The organism is Bacillus sp. 2175, assembly GCF_057812155.1.
Genome location: NZ_CM173819.1, coordinates 4,646,551 through 4,666,013, shown reverse-complemented (window position 1 = coordinate 4,666,013; position 19,463 = coordinate 4,646,551). Strand labels below are relative to the sequence as shown.

The 19,463-nt window shown below is 36.1% G+C and carries 17 protein-coding genes and 1 pseudogene; 11 read left to right on the top strand and 7 right to left on the bottom strand.

The features are described from left to right. The first annotated feature begins 12 nt into the window (after positions 1-12). The 6 genes from ACXKY9_RS24245 to ACXKY9_RS24220 all read left to right on the top strand — a co-directional run bounded on the left by ACXKY9_RS24245 (position 13) and on the right by ACXKY9_RS24220 (position 11,005). On the top strand, positions 13-3,936 hold the full coding sequence (locus ACXKY9_RS24245; protein ID WP_015382488.1) for a phage tail tape measure protein: 3,924 nt from the start codon (positions 13-15) through the stop codon (positions 3,934-3,936). A 14-nt stretch (positions 3,937-3,950) separates the two neighbouring features. Beyond that, positions 3,951-5,432, top strand: a complete 1,482-nt coding sequence (locus ACXKY9_RS24240; protein WP_000517105.1) for a distal tail protein Dit — start codon at positions 3,951-3,953, stop codon at positions 5,430-5,432. Then, positions 5,429-9,454, top strand: coding sequence for a phage tail spike protein (locus tag ACXKY9_RS24235; RefSeq protein ID WP_001260185.1), 4,026 nt, complete (start codon positions 5,429-5,431; stop codon positions 9,452-9,454). Before ACXKY9_RS24240 ends, ACXKY9_RS24235 begins: the two co-directional genes overlap by 4 nt. 179 nt (positions 9,455-9,633) lie before the next feature. Beyond that, the gene (locus tag ACXKY9_RS24230; protein ID WP_001204836.1) at positions 9,634-9,804 is read left to right on the top strand and encodes a hypothetical protein; all 171 of its coding nucleotides are present in this window, start codon (positions 9,634-9,636) and stop codon (positions 9,802-9,804) included. A 74-nt stretch (positions 9,805-9,878) separates the two neighbouring features. Continuing rightward, on the top strand, positions 9,879-10,304 hold the full coding sequence (locus ACXKY9_RS24225) for a phage holin family protein (protein WP_000373903.1): 426 nt from the start codon (positions 9,879-9,881) through the stop codon (positions 10,302-10,304). Then, the gene (locus ACXKY9_RS24220; protein WP_000405777.1) at positions 10,304-11,005 is read left to right on the top strand and encodes an N-acetylmuramoyl-L-alanine amidase; all 702 of its coding nucleotides are present in this window, start codon (positions 10,304-10,306) and stop codon (positions 11,003-11,005) included. The genes ACXKY9_RS24225 and ACXKY9_RS24220 overlap by 1 nt, the downstream gene beginning before the upstream one ends. Positions 11,006-11,130: 125 nt before the next feature. On the opposite strand, the pseudogene ACXKY9_RS24215 reads toward ACXKY9_RS24220, so the two are convergent. From ACXKY9_RS24215 to ACXKY9_RS24195, 5 genes and pseudogenes are all read right to left on the bottom strand, one after another. Next, a pseudogene (locus ACXKY9_RS24215) lies at positions 11,131-12,468 on the bottom strand (IS3 family transposase). A 513-nt stretch (positions 12,469-12,981) separates the two neighbouring features. After that, positions 12,982-13,320, bottom strand: a complete 339-nt coding sequence (locus tag ACXKY9_RS24210) for a hypothetical protein (protein ID WP_000119484.1) — start codon at positions 13,318-13,320, stop codon at positions 12,982-12,984. Between the two features lie 53 nt (positions 13,321-13,373). Beyond that, positions 13,374-13,952: a type IV secretory system conjugative DNA transfer family protein gene (locus ACXKY9_RS24205; protein WP_000043398.1), complete on the bottom strand. Its 579-nt coding sequence runs from the start codon at positions 13,950-13,952 to the stop codon at positions 13,374-13,376. Between the two features lie 5 nt (positions 13,953-13,957). After that, positions 13,958-14,137, bottom strand: coding sequence for a hypothetical protein (locus ACXKY9_RS24200; RefSeq protein WP_001137905.1), 180 nt, complete (start codon positions 14,135-14,137; stop codon positions 13,958-13,960). 8 nt (positions 14,138-14,145) lie between these two features. Continuing rightward, positions 14,146-14,343: a helix-turn-helix transcriptional regulator gene (locus ACXKY9_RS24195; protein ID WP_000649833.1), complete on the bottom strand. Its 198-nt coding sequence runs from the start codon at positions 14,341-14,343 to the stop codon at positions 14,146-14,148. Positions 14,344-14,525: 182 nt separating this feature from the next. On the opposite strand from ACXKY9_RS24195, the gene ACXKY9_RS24190 reads away from it, so the two are divergent. The 4 genes from ACXKY9_RS24190 to ACXKY9_RS24175 all read left to right on the top strand — a co-directional run bounded on the left by ACXKY9_RS24190 (position 14,526) and on the right by ACXKY9_RS24175 (position 16,881). Beyond that, entirely contained in the window at positions 14,526-14,843 is a 318-nt protein-coding gene (locus tag ACXKY9_RS24190; RefSeq protein WP_001257569.1) for a hypothetical protein, read from the top strand. Continuing rightward, entirely contained in the window at positions 14,840-15,022 is a 183-nt protein-coding gene (locus tag ACXKY9_RS24185) for a hypothetical protein (RefSeq protein WP_000170777.1), read from the top strand. The genes ACXKY9_RS24190 and ACXKY9_RS24185 overlap by 4 nt, the downstream gene beginning before the upstream one ends. A 115-nt stretch (positions 15,023-15,137) precedes the next feature. Continuing rightward, entirely contained in the window at positions 15,138-16,319 is a 1,182-nt protein-coding gene (locus ACXKY9_RS24180) for an FtsK/SpoIIIE domain-containing protein (protein ID WP_000891535.1), read from the top strand. Further along, positions 16,261-16,881: a replication-relaxation family protein gene (locus ACXKY9_RS24175; RefSeq protein ID WP_000551103.1), complete on the top strand. Its 621-nt coding sequence runs from the start codon at positions 16,261-16,263 to the stop codon at positions 16,879-16,881. The genes ACXKY9_RS24180 and ACXKY9_RS24175 overlap by 59 nt, the downstream gene beginning before the upstream one ends. A gap of 9 nt (positions 16,882-16,890) precedes the next feature. On the opposite strand, the gene ACXKY9_RS24170 is transcribed toward ACXKY9_RS24175, so the two are convergent. Continuing rightward, positions 16,891-17,718, bottom strand: coding sequence for a hypothetical protein (locus ACXKY9_RS24170; RefSeq protein ID WP_000710530.1), 828 nt, complete (start codon positions 17,716-17,718; stop codon positions 16,891-16,893). Positions 17,719-18,040: 322 nt separating this feature from the next. Then, positions 18,041-18,502, bottom strand: a complete 462-nt coding sequence (locus tag ACXKY9_RS24165) for a 2-thiouracil desulfurase family protein (protein WP_000635484.1) — start codon at positions 18,500-18,502, stop codon at positions 18,041-18,043. A gap of 79 nt (positions 18,503-18,581) precedes the next feature. On the opposite strand from ACXKY9_RS24165, the gene ACXKY9_RS24160 reads away from it, so the two are divergent. Then, positions 18,582-19,463 (top strand): helix-turn-helix domain-containing protein, encoded by an 882-nt coding sequence (locus ACXKY9_RS24160; protein ID WP_000535259.1) that lies wholly within the window; start codon positions 18,582-18,584, stop codon positions 19,461-19,463.

The following is a 19,463-nucleotide window of genomic DNA, read 5'->3' as shown; positions in this document are numbered from 1 at the left end:
AGGGGGAAGATGATGGCGAATGAAATGAATAATTTAGTCGTTAGGCTGTCCCTTGATAATGTGAATTTTCGTCAAGGTATAGCAAACTCAGGACGTGCGGTTAGGACATTACAGAATGAGCTGAAATCTGTAAGTACAGGAATGGGTGGCTTCGCAAATGCTAGTCAACAAACGCAAGCGAAAATGAATACACTCAGCAGGCTTATTGAAGCGCAAAAAGAAAAAGTTAGAGCTTTGCGACAAGCCTACGATCAAAATAAGGCTAAGTTAGGTGAAAATGATGCAGCAACCCAGCGATATGCTTCGCAAGTGAATAAAGCAGTTGCTGATTTAAATAGATTTGAAAATGAATTAAAGCAAGTAAACCGTCAAGCTGAACAAAAAGGGATGGATAAGTTAAACAACTCTTTAAAATCTCTACAGGCTGAATTTCAGTCTATTACAACAGGCATGGGCGGTTTTTCTAATGCGACAGAACAAACACGAGCTAAAGTAGATGTTTTATCTCGTATGGTAGATAAACAAAAAGAGAAGATCAGGGAACTTCAACAAGCCTATAATCGTGCTAAAACTGAAGAAGGTGAAGCAAGTCAGTCAGCGCAGCGGTACGCCGAACAAATTCACCGGGCAACAGGTGAATTAAATCGATTTGAAAACGAATTACGTCAGTCGAACCATGAATTAGAACAACAAGGAAATCGTTTATTAAACTTCGGTACTCGTATGGAGACGTTAGGTAATCATTTGCAAAATGCTGGTATGCAAATCGGTATGGTGTTTGGCGGAATGACTTATGCAATAGGTCGGGGTTTAAAATCAGCTGTAGAAGAATCCATGAATTTTGAGCAACAAATGGCCAATGTGAAAGCTGTGTCTGGCTCTACTGGAGAAGAAATGAAGAAATTAAGCGAATTAGCTGTCAACATGGGAGAAACAACAAAATACTCTAGTGTTCAAGCAGGACAAGGTATAGAGGAATTAATAAAAGCTGGAGTTAGTTTAACAGATATTATAAATGGTGGGTTAGAAGGTGCTCTTAACTTAGCGACAGCAGGAGAACTAGAATTAGGTGAAGCGGCAGAGATTGCATCCACAGCCTTAAATGCATTTAAAGCAGATCATCTTTCTGTTGCGGATGCAGCAAACATTTTATCTGGAGCGGCTAATGCTTCAGCAACAGATGTACGGGAGTTAAAATACGGTCTTTCAGCTTCATCAGCAGTAGCAGCAGGAGCTGGAATGACATTTAAGGATACAGCTACTACGTTAGCGGTTTTTGCACAAAATGGTTTAAAAGGTTCTGATGCAGGTACTTCTTTAAAAACAATGCTTATGCGATTAAATCCAACAACAAAAGAAGCATATAACCAAATGAGGGATTTAGGGTTAATTACTTATAATGCACAAGCTGGCTATGATTTTCTTGTTAAAAACGGTATACAACCAGCTTCAAGGAGCGTCGGTGATATTGAGCAAGCTTTAGAAGGCTATGTAATGAAAATAGAAGGTGCGAAAAAGTGGAATGACAAGTGTGATACAACATTCCGTGAATTAGCTACAAGTTCAGCGTTCCTATCATCAAAATTCTATGATCAACAAGGACATATTCAAAGCTTAGAAAATATTTCAGGAACACTTCATGAATCAATGAAAGATTTAACAGACCAGCAACGAAGTATGGCTTTGGAAACGTTATTCGGATCGGATGCTGTACGTGGTGCAACGATTCTTTTCAAAGAAGGTGCGAATGGGGTAAACAGCATGTGGGATGCCATGTCAAAAGTGACAGCAGCTGAGGTTGCAGCCACTAAGATTGATACATTAAAGGGACGTCTTACATTACTAGATTCAGCGTTTTCGACAATGAAAAAGACAATTGGTGATGCGCTTGCCCCTGTGGTTAGTGTTTTTGTTGCTGGATTGCAGAAGCTTGTAGATGGATTTAACTCATTACCAGGGCCAGTACAAAAGGCCATTGCAATTACAGGTGGTATTGTTCTTGCGCTAACAGCGGTTGCTACTGTTATTGGAGTAATAATGGGGGCAATCGGTATGGTTGTTTCTGGTATAGGTTCTTTAGCGATAGCAATGGGTGTAGCTACAGCAGCTACTAGTGTAACGGGTGCAGCTTTAGGAATATTAACCGCAGTTTTAGGACCAGTAGCAATTGCATTAGGTGTGGTGGCGGCCGCTGTTGGTGTTGGGGTATTAGCATATAAAGGATATCAAAAAGCAACTGAAGACAGTATTACTTCTGTAGATCGCTTTGCTACGAATAATAAGTTAGCACAAGATGAATATCAAAAAGCTTTAGCTAGTTCAGATGCAGCAACAAAAAAATATATGAAACAACAAACCGGAGAAATTAGTTCATCGACTAAAAAAGTTCTTGGCGACTATTTTAAGTTATCTGATGGTATTAGACAAAAGTTAACTGAAATTAAACTGAATCATGAAGTAATGACAACTGAACAAGCTCAAACACTTGGTCAACAATACGATCAATTAACTGAGAAAATCATTACGAAAGTTGATGAGCGTAAGCAAAAAGAAACGGAACGATTGAGAAAATTGTTTGCTGATTCATATGTTCTTACGAGTGAAGAGGAAAATAAAAGGCTAGAGTTATTAAATCAAAAATATGAAGATGAGAAAATAAAAGTAGCAGAAAAGAATCAGAAAATAAAAGAGATTAATGATTTAGCGGCATCAGAACATCGAGAAAAGACACATAGTGAGAATGTTGCTATTCAAGCTTTACAAGACGAAATGGATAGAATAGCTGTTCAGCACATGACACAAAATCAGATGGAGCAAAAAGTAATTCTTGAGAATATGCGTGTACAGGCTAGTGAAATATCCGCAAGACAAGCAGCAGAAGTTGTTGAAAATAGTGCTAAAACAAGAGATAAAGTCATTAAAGATGCGGAAAAGACACGTAATGACAAAATAGCAGAAGCCATTAGACAACGCGATGAGATGGGCAGTTTAAATGCACAAGAAGCTGAGGCTGTAATTGCCGAAGCCAAACGTCAGTATGACAGCACTGTTTCAACAGCACGAGATAAGCATAAGGAAATTGTGGGTGAAGCAAAATCCCAAGCTGGGGAACATGCAAATCAAGTTGATTGGGAAACTGGTCAGATAAAATCAAAATATCAAGTAATGAAAGATGATGTCGTTCAAAAGATGAAAGAAACTTGGTCAGGTATAACAAAATGGTGGGAAGAAACAAAAACTTCCGCAAGCAACAAGGTAGAAGAGATAAAAAATACAGTTTCAAGGAAATTTGAAGAAAAGAAAAAAGCTGTCGTTGATAAAATGAAAGAAATAAAGAGCGATATTGAAGATAAGTGGAATACAGTTGAAAAATTCTTCAGCACTATAAATCTACGTTCCATTGGTAAATCCATTATAGAAGGTCTTGAAAAAGGTTTGGATGATGCGACAGATGGTTTATATAGTAAGGCGAAAGGCATTGCTGGAGAGATTAAAAAGACTATTTCTGGAGCACTAGAAATTAACAGTCCATCTAAAGTGATGATTCCAGTTGGTAGCGCAGTTCCAGAAGGTGTTGGCGTTGGTATGGATAAGGGGAAACGATTTGTTGTGGATGCAGCAAAAAATGTAGTTGGAACGGTTAAGAAACAGATGGGGAATATGCCATCTGTTTTTGATTTTGGATTCCAAACCTCGCATTATAGTATCCCACATCATACACTTGGTGATTTCAATGGTTATACGCAACCACAATCACCTTATAACAACGCACCTACAGCAAAAACTATGTTCTCGGATAGATCAGGTAGAGAACAAGAACTGAATGTAACGGTAAATATGACAAACGTTTTAGATGGAAAAGAATTAGCGAACGGAAGTTACGCATATACGACAAAGCTTCAAAATCGTGACCAAAAAAGAAGAGCGGAATTTTAAGGGTGGTGAGCAAGTTGGGGAAACTCGGTTTTACTTTTAATAAAATCAGAAAAGATTATATTCAAATGCTAGTTGGAAGAAAACGCCCTTCCTGGGCTCCAGTTAAAAGAAAATTAGTAAGGGTCCCTCATCGCGCAGGGGCTCTTTTTCTTCATACAGAAACGGAGGAACGTCGTATTGATGTTCCTCTTGTAATTAAGGCAGCAAAAGATATGGCTGATTTACAAAAGGTAAAAGAAGATTTAGCGGATTGGCTATATACAGAGCAACCAGCTGAACTTGTTTTTGATGATGAATTAGATAGGACGTATCTAGCATTAATTGATGGTTCTGTAGACCTGGATGAAATAGTTAATAGAGGTAAAGGGGTTATTACTTTTGTTTGTCCAATGCCATATAAATTAGGAAAACAAAATACTCATTCGTTCTCTCAAAATGGTTCTACTGAAGTCACTGCTTCTTTTGTCAATCAAGGGAATATAGAAGCACCTGCAATTATTGAAATCGAAGCACAGAAACCAAGTACATTTTTAGATGTGTGGTTTGGTGAGTATCCATATAATCGAGATTACTTTAGAATTGGTTATCCTTTGAAAACAGAGCAATTACCCGTTGAAAGAAATCAAAGACTTATATGGGACGAAATGGCTACCACTGTAGGATGGAGTAAAGTCAGTTCAATGGAAGATGGCAATCCAATTGGTGAAATGAAGTCAGATAAATACCAATTTTATTGTTCTGATTTTGGTACTAGTGCGGGGAAAGGGTGGCACGGTGCAGCTGTTAAAAAGAATATACCTGGGGGTCCAGTACAAGATTTTATTATGCAAGCCCATGTTACATGTAAGAGTAAAAAAATTAATGAAATGGGCCGAGTTGAGATAGCGATATTGGATGAAAATAGCAAGGTTCTTTCCAAAATTGCCATGTCTGATGTGTTTTGGCAAGCTGAACAAAACTTTGGGACGATGGTAATTGGATATGATAATAAGCCAGGGAAAACAGGTTTAATTTATGAGAGTGGTGATTATCCGAATACATGGAATCAGTATTTTGGTCGATTGTGGATAGCTAGAACGGGAAATGTATGGGAAGCATATATTTCAAAATTCTTGCCAGGGACAGAGAAGGATGATTCAGAGCGCTTTGCACGGTGGACGGATGAAAAAAACGATCACATGGAAAAAGCAGCACAAATCCAGATTAGTATTATGCAATGGCAAGATGTACCACCAGTAGAAGCAATGACCGTTTCAGATTTGAAATTTTGGAAAGTCAATTTAAATACTCAAAATAATCCACCTTACATTTTTGAAACAGGAGATAAAATTATAATTGATAAAGAAAAAAGTCTTGTAACCATTAACGGAAAAAAAGCCATTAATTTAAAAGATTTTTTCAGTAATTTTCCAACTGTAATACGTGGTGAAAATCGTATTGATATCATGCCACCAGACGTTAAAGCAACTGTTCGTTATAGGGAGAGATACAGATGAGAACACCAAGCGGCATTTTGCATGTTGTGGATTTTAAAACAGATCAAATCGTTGCAGCTATTCAGCCGCAGGACTATTGGGATGATAAAAGGCAGTGGGAAATCAAAAACAATGTTGATATGTTGGATTTTACTGTTTTTGATGGAACAACTCATTCGGCTACGCTACAACAACAAAATCTTGTTTTAAAAGAAGTTCGTGACGGAAGAATTGTACCATATGTTATTAGAGAAACAGAAAAGAATTCAGACAACCGATCCATTACCACATATGCTTCAGGAGCTTGGGTTCAAATTGCTAAGTCAGGTATTATAAAACCGCAAAGAATAGAAGGGGAAACGGTAAACAAATATATTGATATGGCCCTAGTAGGCATGAAATGGAAACGTGGGAAAACGGATTATGCAGGATTCCATACGATGACCATTGATGAATTTATTGATCCACTAACATTTTTAAAGAAAATAGCTTCTTTATTCAAATTAGAAATTCAGTACCGTGTTGAGGTTCAAGGATCACAAATCATTGGATGGTATGTTGATATGATTCAAAGACGTGGTCGAGACACAGGCAAAGAAATAGAGCTCGGGAAAGATTTGATAGGCGTTACACGTATTGAACATTCAAGAGATATTTGTACAGCACTAGTTGGATTTGTGAAAGGTGAAGGCGACAATGTAATTACCATCGAAAGTATCAACAGGGGACTTCCGTATATTGTTGATAATGATGCATTTCAACGATGGAACGAACGTGGTAAGCATAAGTTTGGTTTTTATACGCCAGAAACAGAAGAGTTAAATATGACGCCAGAACGTTTAATGACGTTAATGGAAATAGAATTAAAAAAACGTGTTAATTCTTCCGTTTCGTATGAAGTAGAAGCGCAATCGATTGGACGTATTTTCGGACTAGCACATGAACTCATTAACGAGGGCGATACGATCCGAATTAAAGATACGGGCTTCACACCTAAGTTATACCTGGAAGCACGTGTAATTGCCGGTGATGAATCTTTTACGGATCCTACACAAGATAAATATGTGTTTGGTGATTATCGTGAAATTACGGATCCGAACGAGGAATTACGAAAAATTTACAATCGAATCCTTAGTAAATTCGGTGAAAAACAAGAAATGCTGGATCAGCTAGATAAATTGGTGAAAGAAGCGAATGAAACAGCAAGTAGCGCTAAGAAAGAATCAGAAGCAGCGAAAACACTTGCTGAAAAGGTACAAGAGAATATTAAAAACAATACTGTTGAAATTATAGAAGCTAAGAACCCACCAACAACAGGGCTTAAACCTAATAAAACGCTTTGGCGTGATATGAGTAACGGAAAGCCCGGTATTTTAAAAATATGGACAGGTACAGCTTGGGAATCAGTTGTTCCTGATGTGGAATCAGTTAAGAAAGAAACACTGAATCAGGTGAATAAAGATATTGAGGCTACGAAAACGGAGTTAAATCAAAAGGTTAAAGAAGCACAGAATCAAGCTACAGGACAATTCAACGAAGTGCAGGAAGGTTTACAAGGTGTCAGCCGTACAATTACTAATATCGAAAATAAACAAGGTGAAATCAATAAGAAAGTAACTCAGTTTGAACAGGATTCCAATGGATTTAAAACTTCTATTGAATCGTTAACGAAAAAAGATAATGATATCAGCAATACATTACATACAGTCGAACAAACTGTAGAAGGTACAAAGAAGACTATTTCGGATGTGCAGCAAACAACAAGTGAGCTTAAGCAAAAAACAACTGAAATGAAAGAAGAAGCTGGGAAAATCAGTGAGAAGTTGCAGAGCGTAGAAAAGAAAGTTAATAACGATAAATCTGGTGGACGTAATCTTTTATTAAAATCAAATGTTAAATATGAGAAGACCGATTATTTAATCAATCAATACAATTCTACTGAAAATTTCTCTACAGGTGAGGAATATACCTTTGTAATGAAAGGGAGTGTCCCGCAAGGTCAGAAATTTGGGATTTGGCAGAATGGTGGGTCTAGCAATGTTGGATATGCAACAAGTGTTTACGCGAATGGAATAACGTATGTAACCTTCAAAGCTGTTGCGGCTACAAGTGGAAATGAACGAAAGTTAAGCTTATATAATTATCCGAGTAGTACTACGAAATCTATTGTGGAATGGGTTGCCTTGTATAAAGGGAATAAGCCGCAGGATTGGACAGCACCGCCTGAAGAGCAGGTAACAACGGATGAGTTCACCCAGAAAACAACTGAAATTACAAAAAGTGTGGATGGAATTAAAGAAACAATTACAAAAGTGGAAAATAATCAAAATGGGTTTGATAAACGTGTTGCGACTGTAGAAAAAGATGCAACTACCATTAAACAAAATGTCTCTTTCATACAAAATACGCAGACAGAACAAGGAAGACAATTACAAGAGGCGAAAGCTGGATGGGAAAATACTGCGAAAGCACTGCAAGGTAAAGTTGAACTTAAGCAAGTAGAAGATTATGTTGCTGGGTTTAAGATACCTGAGTTGAAGCAAATAGTTGATAAAAATAAACAAGATTTGTTGGGAGAACTAGCTAATAAACTTGCAACGGAACAATTTAATCAGAAAATGACTATGATCGACAACCGTTTCACTATCAATGAAGAGGGTATCAATGCCGCAGCAAAAAAGAAAGAAGTATACACAATAGAGCAAGCAAATGGACAATTTGCAAAAGATTCTTATGTAAGAGATATGGAAACCCGTCTTCAGTTAACTGAAAAGGGCGTTAGTCTATCTGTAAAAGAGAACGATGTAATTGCAGCATTTAATATGAGCAAAGAAAACATTACGTTGAATGCGAACAGAATTAACTTAGTAGGTTTCATTACAGCAAATCATATTAAAGGAAAAGTTTTAGAAGGGGTAACGCTTAAAACAAGTGGAAACAGATTTGTTGAAATAAATAAGCAAGACATGAAGATTTTCGATTTAGATAAGCCACGTGGCTATATAGGATTTATGGAAACAGATGATGGAAGTATTCAACCTTCATTAGTCCTTGGTTCTGATAATAGAAAATACGCTGGTACAGGATCATTTTATATTTATCAAGTCATGCCGCGAATTAATGGAGTTGATCAACCTTCTAAAGCATATGCGAAATTTGGGATTTCTAAAGGAGAAAATGCAGAAGGAACTAATATTTGGTCAAACTATATTCAAATGCATAATGACGGTGGACATCTGAGCGTATATTCTGATGGACAATTTCGTTTTCAAAACTTGAATAATATTATTTTTGAATCTGAAGGATGGGCTCCAGGATATGGTTACTTCTCTGTAACTACAACTGAACCACATATTTTTACAAATAACGCGGGGCAGTTTACTTTCAAAAGAAAAGGCAGTGACTATAAAATACATTTCGTAAACGGCGCCACCGATCATGATTTAATTATGGGTAATGCAATGATAAGGTCAAGTTTTGTACAAGGTTATAACAATGGCCTGCAGATTAAAGATATGATGGGTAAGGGATGGAAAGATATGGAATTAAGAACATTACGAGCGCAAGAGAATATTAGCGCTACAGGGCGTATGTGGGCGCAAGAATTTATCCCTAATTCTTCTCGTAAGCTTAAAACGGACATAGAAGACCTTCCATTCTCTGCTTTAGATAAAATCAACTCTGTAAACATCAAACAGTATCACTTTATAAGAGATGTTGAACGCTTCGAGTCAGGGGAGTCTATTATACTTCCAATTAATTACGGTATGATTGCGGAGGACTCTGACGATGTATTCACCACACCACAGAAAGACGCTGTAACACTTTATAGCTCGGTTTCAATTTCTATTCAAGCAATACAAGAAGTTCACTTTGAAGTTAAAAATCTTCAATTTGACCACGGTATGTTGAAGCAGGAAGTTGACACTCTTAAAGAACAACTTGAAGTAGAAAAACTTGAGAAAGTTTCAATGAAAGCTGAAATTGCTGAATTAAAGGTATTAGTACAACAATTAATAAATGAGGAACCAAAGCAGCCATAAGCTGTTTTTATTTTGCACAAAATAGGGCTTTTGTATAAAAAAATTTTCATGCATTCACTCAGAAAAGAGTTGTCTCATAGTATATAGAGATTGTCTTATTAAGATTTCAAAAGGGATGTGAATGTATGGAAGACGTATATGTAAAAATCGAAAGCCTAAAAGCAGAGCAAAAATAAATCATGCGAGATATTCGTAATTTAGAAACTCGTACAACGATAAACGAAAAAGATATTTCTACCATCAATCAGCAATTAGAAAAAATCAGTCTAAATACCACTTGGATTTTACGAATTGTTGTCAGTGCAATAGTTATGGCAATTTTGGGTTTGATACTTAAAGGTGGGATTTAGGTTGTTTATATAAAAGTATTTGTGAAAGAGGGACAAGTGTCTCTCTTTTTTATCTTGAAGAAGGAGGGAAGAATGTGGATCGTATCGATGTATTATTAAAAGTTTTTATTGCCACTTTCGGTGGGTTTTGTGGTTATTTCTTGGGAGGATGGGATGCAACATTGAAAATCTTAGTGACAATGGCAGTTATTGATTATGTAACTGGCATGATTGCAGCAGGATATAACGGAGAATTAAAAAGTAAAGTTGGTTTCAAGGGCATCGCCAAAAAGGTGGTGCTTTTTCTTTTGGTTGGGGCAGCAGCGCAATTAGATGCAGCGTTAGGAAGTAATAGTGCAATCCGTGAAGCAACAATTTTTTTCTTTATGGGTAATGAGTTACTTTCACTTTTAGAAAATGCCGGAAGAATGGGCATTCCACTTCCGCAAGCTTTAAAAAATGCAGTTGAAATTTTAGGTGGCAAAGAAAAACAAGAAGAGAAAAAAGGGGATGTTCAATAATGGAAATTAGAAAAAAGTTAGTTGACCCAAGTAAATATGGTACAAAGTGCCCTTATACAATGAATCCAGAATTTATCACAGTTCACAATACGTATAATGATGCGCCAGCTGAGAATGAAATTGCTTATATGATACGAAATAATAATGAAGTGTCATTCCACATTGCGGTAGACGATAAAGAAGCTGTACAAGGATTACCTTTAGAACGGAATGCATGGGCTTGTGGAGATGGGAATGGTTCAGGCAACAGAAAGTCGATTAGTGTGGAAATCTGTTATTCTTTAAGCGGCGGGGATAGATATTATAAAGCAGAAAATAATGCAGCTATTGTTGTAGCGCAAATCATGAAACAATACAACATTCCGATAAATAAAGTTCGCACACACCAATCGTGGAGTGGAAAGTATTGCCCGCATCGTATGTTAGCAGAAGGGCGTTGGAATTCTTTTATTGAAAGGGTGCAGAACGCATATAACGGTGGTGGGAATGCAGGTTCTACAAAACCATCTAACAATGGTGTAGGTGTTGTTATAATTACAGCGAATGTCTTACGCGTTCGTACAGGTCCAGGAACGAATTATGGTATTGTGAAGAATGTGTACCGAGGGGAACGCTATCAATCTTGGGGCATTCAATATGGCTGGTACAACGTTGGTGGAAATCAATGGGTTTCTGGGGAGTATGTGAGGTTTGAGGGTTAGGATAACACCATTTTTGAGATTGTTCATACTCTGAGACTACGAATAAGGCCTATGTGTATGTGAAATGAACGGAAAAGAGCATTCCTCTGTGAAGTGACCCCTAAAAGTTAGACACGGTTATTTCATTAGGCAGCTTGATAAAAGTGAGTCCGGTATTGTACCGGGCTCATTTTTAATTTTGCCTTAATCCGTTTCGTATTATAATAATCTATATATTTTTCTAATTCTATTTTAAAGTGCTCTACATTTTCAAATTCTTTTATGTAGAGGAACTCCGACTTCATAATCCCAAAGAAATTTTCTATTACTGCGTTGTCGTAACAGTTGCCTTTTCGAGACATACTCTGGACGATAGCTCTTGATTCAAGTGTCCGGACGTACTGTCTCATTTGATAATGCCATCCTTGATCCGAATGCATCAGTAGCTGGTGGGTTTCAGGTAAACGTTCCAATGCTTTCTCTAACATGTCTGAAACAAGCGAAAATTGTATAGGTAATAATTTCACCATTATACAAATCTAATACAGGTGATACATACAGTTTTTCTCCAAACAATTTAAACTCTGTGATGTCTGTTACCCACTTTTGATTCGGTGCATCTGTATGAAAATTACGCTCTAAAATATTAGGTGCAATTCTACCGACTTTTCCTTTATAGGATTTATATTTCTTCATACGCACAACACACTTTAACCCAAGCTCTTTCATAATGCGCTGAACCTTCTTGTGGTTCACTTTCTGGCCACGATTCGTTAATTCATCACGAATGCGACGATAACCATAACGACCTTCATTTTCCTCATAAATCGCTTTAATCTCAGCTTTCAAATCGGCATCTACATCTGGACGATTCATTTTCTTTACTAAATCATAATACGTGCTTCGAGGAATAATAGCTAGCTCCACGAGTGCCTTCACCGAATATTTATGCCTTAATTCATAGACTACTTGCGCTTTGTCTTGTTTTGTGATTTTTCCTTGTTTTGAACTAAGGCATTTAACTTTTTTAAGTACTCATTTTCCATCTCAAGCTGTTTAATGCGTGCTTCAAGTGCTTCGACTGATCCTTCAGCTAAAGGTTGTTTTACTTGTTTATTTGAATCTTTTTTCATGGATGGACGCCCCTTTTTCTTAGATTGAAGGGCATCAATTCCTTGTGTTTCGAGCTGTTTTTTCCAAACAGAAATCGTTGAAGGGGCAGGAATATTAAAGATAGCTGCCGTCTCAAATAAGGACATACCGTTTTCAATCATAAAGTTTAGTACGTCTAGTTTAAATTGTTGTGTGTAATTTGTACATCGTTTTAGAAAAGCTTCCAGACCATTCTGTTTATATTGGTTTACCCAATTCAAAATGATTGTGTCACTTATACCGAGCGATCTACCCATTTCTCGATAACTTTCATTTCCGTTCAAATAACGTAGAACGATTTGTATTTTTTCATCAGCTGTAAATTTAGCCATAGAAAAACTGCACCCCCAATTGTTAGACTGTGTCTAACAATTGGGGTGCAGTTCACTGGCGAGTGAGGGACGCTCTTTTTTAACATTATAAAGATATATCTCTCATTTGGTTTGTCGATAGTAATCATATGTAACGAAAGGAATAAATATGAACAATAAAAATCAGAGTACTCTTGTGGAGTGCTCTGATTACATAGGATGCTATATAAAAAGGGAACGTGTTAATTACATTGTATGTAGCAACATGCTGAAATATGAGAAAAAGCAATCCAGGGTGGTGAGGCCGGAATGCTTTTTCTGTATATAGAAAGGCATCATGCTAGGAGCAATTTAATATATGCTTCTAAAGTACGTAATGTTCCATCAAAATAAAAAGGCACCTTCCCCAGCTGAAGGTGCCTCATGTGGTGATTCTCTAAATGTATAAATAGTATATCCAATATTAGTGAAGGATAGAACTTATTATTGACCGATAAATGTATATGTTAAATATATTTTTACAAAAGAATAGTTTTATAAATCAGAAATTCTTCTAACTTGTTTTTCTTTCTTCATAAAATTCCTCTTATATTGTTTAAAGTCTTGTTTATCGACTCTGAACTTCTCTCCAGTAGCAACGTTTTTAACTAAATATGTTGTACGCTTAAATTCTCTAATGTAATAGATCACTAATCCAACTAAAAGGGATATACACATTGTTGCTGGGATAGCTAAAATACAAAGAACGATAATGAACGCAGAAATTTTATCTGATTCATAAACTCTTTTTAACACTATGCGTTTTCCAGAAGCAGCTTGCGCTTGTTGTAATTGTTGCATGCGTTGTAGCGATGCGACGGTATCATAACTCACGTGTTCAACCTCCTATTTTAAGTTGTATTGAATTAATACATATTCATAATATTTTATTTTGATGTAACTACACTGTTATTGTACATTTTGTCTACCTGTTCTTTATTATATCCATATGACAGTGTCAATCTGTCATCTACAAACAAACAAGTGCCTACATTAAAGCCTCGACACCCAGCCATAAATTTAGAAAGTTTAGGAATAAAACCAATTGCTTCAATATCCATTAAAATAAAACGTACTGGAATCGCTCTTTTATTTTGCTGTGCACCTTTTAACATATGGCTCATAAATGAAAAAATTCGATTTCCTATATCGGGCATAAAGTCTTCTTGTTGTTGATCATGATCTGTATACGTGAAATAAACAATAATTTTACGCTTTAATAGTTGCAGTAAATCTTGTTTAGAATTTGAATGTAGTTCTGTATAAGGAAGTAATAAGATTTCATAACCCTGATCATATTTTAGAGCAGATGTTTTTTGATACATAATGCCTTTGTAATCTAATACAAAAAGTGATTCCGCTTCAAAACCTATGATAAATTGCTCTACTTCAATTAATCCATTTTTAGGATCATAATATTTTTCAATAATTCGATTTAATGTTTTGAATGATGGTTGTTTTGACATTGTAATTACTCCTGGTTATATTTTTTCTCTTGGTGTTTTTCAGTGGCTAATTTTTCAGATGTTTTCCTGCTCACCTTAACTTTTAATCCGTATTTTCTTTCGTAAAGTTCTTCAAAAACTTCCTCTATTTTTCGTTCACCGTATACTTCTTTTACAATCCTCAAGTTGGTTTTGGGTCTAGGCATATATTATATTATCTCCCCTCTTCAATCCAAATTTCTTCCACAGTCAGATCCAAAGCTTTTGCAATACGAAGCGCAACTCTTAACGTAGGTTCACTTTTCCCTCTTGCTATCATGCTTAATGTTTGGTCTGTAATACCCACCAGTTTCGCAAGATCAGACTGTTTTAGCATTCGTTCGGCCAAGATTATCTTTAATTTACACTTCATAAAATCCCTCCTTTTTCAATGTTCTATTTCAATTTTTAAAAACCTCTAATATTTTTATTTGTGGACAAACAAGTTTTAAAGTTCTACATCATATACCTATATTACTTCCACTCAGAAGCCCACGAAGACTTCTACTTGGAATTCCAAATGGCATCGTAGATATTAAGAGAGGAGAGGGTTGCATGCGTTCTCAGTATAGTTATCTCAATGTAACGCCGTATTTATATTCATCAAAAGAATTACGTCACATGTATAACGAATCAAGATCCAGAAAAGAGACGGAATCTATTCTTACTCACATGAGGAACCATGAAGTATTTGATAATAAAGAATACAAAGGGTATTTCAACTTATCACAAGTTATTGAAGAAGATTTATATGGAGAAGAGGAAGATATATTGAATTGGCAAGATTTAATGGAGCGGTATCAAATTGTAGCTACCAAATCAGGGATTAAATTTCGTGAGAAAGAGGAACTGGTTGAGGAGGAATGGCTATGACACTTGCAGGAGAAGCAGTCATTATTTGGACGGCAACAGGTTTGTCTGTAATTGCGATGAGTGTAGCTGAAAAAATGGGGAAGAGTGTTCCACATTGGCTTCCACGTATAACCTTGTATACGACGCTTACGGGCTCGTTCTTATATCTTCTACGTTATGTTCTCGTTATGTTTCTATGAAGGAATATGATGTGGAAGAGAGGGACAGTAGAATTCATAAGCGAAAATGCTTGTTCTGTCTTCTTCCAACAAAGTGCAATGATATCCTTATAGGATATCTAAAGGAGAAATGTTTATGCTGGAATTACTATTGGTCCCGACGACAGCTTTAACTATTGCATTCGTAAGTGATCGGTTTAAAAGTAAAATAGATGATAAAAAGAAGATACAAGTATTTTTTGAAGTGTCAGGAATTGCAATTAAAAAAGATGATAGGATTCATTATCCAACATTTAAGAAGCGAACTCATGATGATCGAAGTACAACATATGTGTATGAGTTGCCTGTTGGTATGCCGAGTAAAATTATTCAAAAAGTTGAAGATGTTGTAAGTGAAGGGTTAAATAAACCTGTTCGAATTCAGTATGACAATTATAAATTGAACATACGTGTATTCGATCAAGAAATACCAAAGAAATGGGAATGGTCAACAAATTTAATTCAAGCTGGAAAATGGCTTGTGCCAATCGGGCAAAGTTTAGAACAATTGGTTTATCATGATTTTGATAAAACACCACATATGACATTAGGTGGTTTAACTCGTATGGGAAAGACTGTATTCCTAAAGAATGTGATGACATCTCTTATTACTGCACAAGCAAACAATACGCACTTGTTTATTATTGATTTAAAAGGAGGATTAGAGTTCGGACCGTACCAAAACATAAAGCAGGTTGATTCTATTGCAGAAAAGCCACTGGAAGCTTTTCAGGTATTAAGCGCGATTCTAAAAAAGATGGAAGAAAAAATGCTTTTTATGAAAGAACACCATTATACCAATGTGGTAGAAACAAATATAAGAGAACGCTACTTTATTATCGTAGATGAAGGGGCAGAACTTTGTCCTGATAAAAGTATGAATAGGGAACAACAAAAGTTATTAGGAGCTTGTCAACAGATGATTTCTCACATAGCGCGAATTGGTGGAGCATTAGGATTTCGATTGATTTTTTGCACACAATATCCTACTGGCGATACTTTACCACGTCAAGTGAAACAAAACAGTGATGCAAAATTAGGATTTCGGTTACCAACTCAAACAGCTTCTCAAGTTGTCATCGATGAAACTGGTCTTGAATCGATTGAAAGTATACCAGGGCGTGCGCTTTTTAAAACTGATCGATTAACAGAGATTCAAGTCCCTTATATCTCAAATGAACAGATGTGGGACGTATTAAAACAATACGAGGTGAAAAAGGATGCATATGCAGACACATATCAAAATGAATCGTCAGATGATGATTTTGACCTCGATTAGAAAGCTAAAATTTGCGACAAGAAGACACTTAATGGCAATTCACGATATGGGAGGAATTCGAAATGCAAATCGAATTTTAAAAGATTTAAGTCCATATGTGAATAGTACCGTTTATAAAAAAGAGCATGTATATTACCTCAATAAACAAGGACGTGCGCTATTCGATGATGTAGAAAAGGTTGTGCCCACCATTCGATTAGCACACAGCCTCATGAGAAACGAAGCGTGGCTGAATCTATTTTGTCCTGAGGATTGGCAGATAGAAGCCCCTATACGTTATAAAGTAGATGACAAGAAGCGAACCATTATTCCGGATGTAAAGTACCGTGATAGTGACGGGATTCTCAATGCAGTCGAAATAGATCGTACACAAATGATGAATGTGAACAGTGAAAAAATGAATAAGTATGGTGAATTCACGGTGTATTATAAAAACAAATATAACGGGAAAGTCCCTATCCTTCATTTCTTTACACTCACACCATTTAGGCAAAAGACGCTAGAACAATTTGCTGTGCAGCAAGGTGTATATGCAAAGGTATATGTGATACCTGAAGTGTAAAAGAGAGCATCACATACCAAATTCAGGGTCAAAATAATATTTGTTCATCAAATTGTTTACGATACCGTTGAAATACGCAAACTTACCCTTTTTCATTTTGACTCCATCTTTTACCTTCATCGCAAATTCTTTCATAGCTTGTACACCAATTTGTAGTTCTTGTTCTTTGTCAAACGCCGTTTGGCCTGTTGTATGATTTATTACACAATTGCATTGTTTTACGACCTTCCAAAATTCTTGAATTGTTTTAGCTTTTGAATAAAATGCTGAAGTTAGGGAAACGAAACGTTTCGGAACCCAATGGGCTACAAATTCAGCACATTTAATGTTTTCTTTAGGTACAGCATTATTGTCATTACCATTACGTTTATTTATATCTTTACTCTTTTGTTTTAAGATTTTAGTATTTGTTTTAACGGTAGGACACTTCTTAGTCGTTTCAGTAGGGTGCTTGTGGGACACTTCATTTACAATTGGTTGGATAATAATTGCATTAGAAGTTTGGCGCATATCTTTTTTTCGCTTCATGGCTATTTGCTTAATTATTCTTAAAGTCACAAGTTTCGTCATTAAACGTTGTACAGTTTTATATGATACGCTCATTATCTCAGCTATTCTATTTTTACATAGGAAACTAACACCTACGTATTTGCAGCTATGACGCTTTAAAATTTCAAGTAATGCAATTAATTTAGATTGTACATCTGCACGTTTAATAGACGTTTTAATTACATCTCTGTATACTCTAATCGTTTGATTTAATTCCTGTACATTTGAAAATGTTGATAAATTATGATAGGACTCTGGTTGAGCTAATACATCAATACACTTTTTCATAACGGTTTGTCTCCTTTTTGGAAACAAAAAAGCAACGTCACCGATTTATTGGTAAACGTTGCTTAATACCCCTTGTATGAGGTAAAATAACTCATGAGAGTATAGCAAGTGTTTACCTGGTCAGCTCAGGTGGACGGTATATACGGTGGTCCAACACCATATATACACGCTGTGCTCTTTTGTTTTTATGGTCACATTTTGGTAACGAATGAATAAAATTTAAAATTTATTCATGATTTTTAACGTTACACAAACCGTTGATATATAAGGGTTTATTACTATTTTTAAAACGAACGTAAATAACCTTTATTGACGAACAGGGTCAATTCCTTTTTTTGTTTTCAAATTCTTCTTCTGAAATGACTTTAAATCCGTGTCTTTTAAATAAAGCAGTTGTCACTCCGAAACCAGTTTGCTTATTACCGTTAAATTCTCCAGTGTAAATCGTAGAACTACCACAAGATGGGCTGCGTTCTTTTAAAATAATATATTCTGGGTGTAAATCTTTAATTTGTTCTAATGCTTTATAAGCACCATTTACGAAAGCTGCTGTGACATCTTCACCATTTTTTGTTATCACTTTCGCTTTTCCGTCTAAAACGTCGTCGCCATTCCCGCCAATAATTTCAGCGGAAGGACGAGGTGTTGGTAGTCCTCCTAATACTTCAGGGCAAATGAGGACTGTATCTTCTTTTTGCAGAAGCTCCTCTATTTTTGAAACGAGATTGTCATTCCCGTCATAACGGCAAGCAATCCCACCTAAACAAGCGCTAATTACGATCATATTTTCATCTCCATTAAAAAATATTAACTATCACGCCAATTTCGCTTCCTGCCTCTTACTTATAAATGAGGTGATATAAATGGGAAGCTTATATAATTTAATGAAACCATATAGTGAATTTCGAAGTAAAGAAGAGTTTAATACATATCAAAAACAAGTTTTGAAGTGCTACCGATTTCAATTGAATAAAACTGATTCTATCATTATTCATTTTTTAGGAAAATATGCGGTGAATGAGAAACAAAAAACAGTAGGGGTTGCTTGTCCATTAATGGGGACGATTGCGACGAATGTTGGAAAGAGTATTCGTACAGTACGCCGTTCAATTGCAAAGTTAGAGGAACTAGGAATTATAAAGCGTGTTGCAACAAAAGAAAGGCATAAACGCGGCGGGTATAGTGCGAACTTATATGTATTTCTTACATCTGCGATTGACCGCATGGATGACCGTATGAAAATGTCCGCTTGTAAAACTGAGGATAATGCAACTGGCTGTAGTAAAAATGAGCAAAAAATTGCTGGGGAAACAATTCTTTCTAAAAACATTTCACAAATAAAAGAGAAAAGAAAAGGAACGTATGAGCTTGATGAGACGTATTGCCGTCATGATATACCGAAGCCTTTTATATACGCACTGGTGCCGATGACGAGTAATCCGAAGAAAATTAATATATTTTGGAGTAAGGTCGAGCTTGCGTATAAAAAGAGTGGGTTACTAGAACAAGGTGTTTTACTAGAGCAAATATTAGCTGACGAAGAAGTGTATGGAAATTTAATTTGGCGCGTGAAAAGTGTTGTAAGAGCATATAAATATGGGGAAATTTGTAAAGACATTGGGGCACTTTTATACAGTACAGTGCGAGATTTATTTTTAGAGGTTGGATTAGAATGGGGAGCAGCATTAAGGAGAAGTAAGGGAATATCACTATTTGATCCATTCAAAAAAGAGCCATGCGTATAA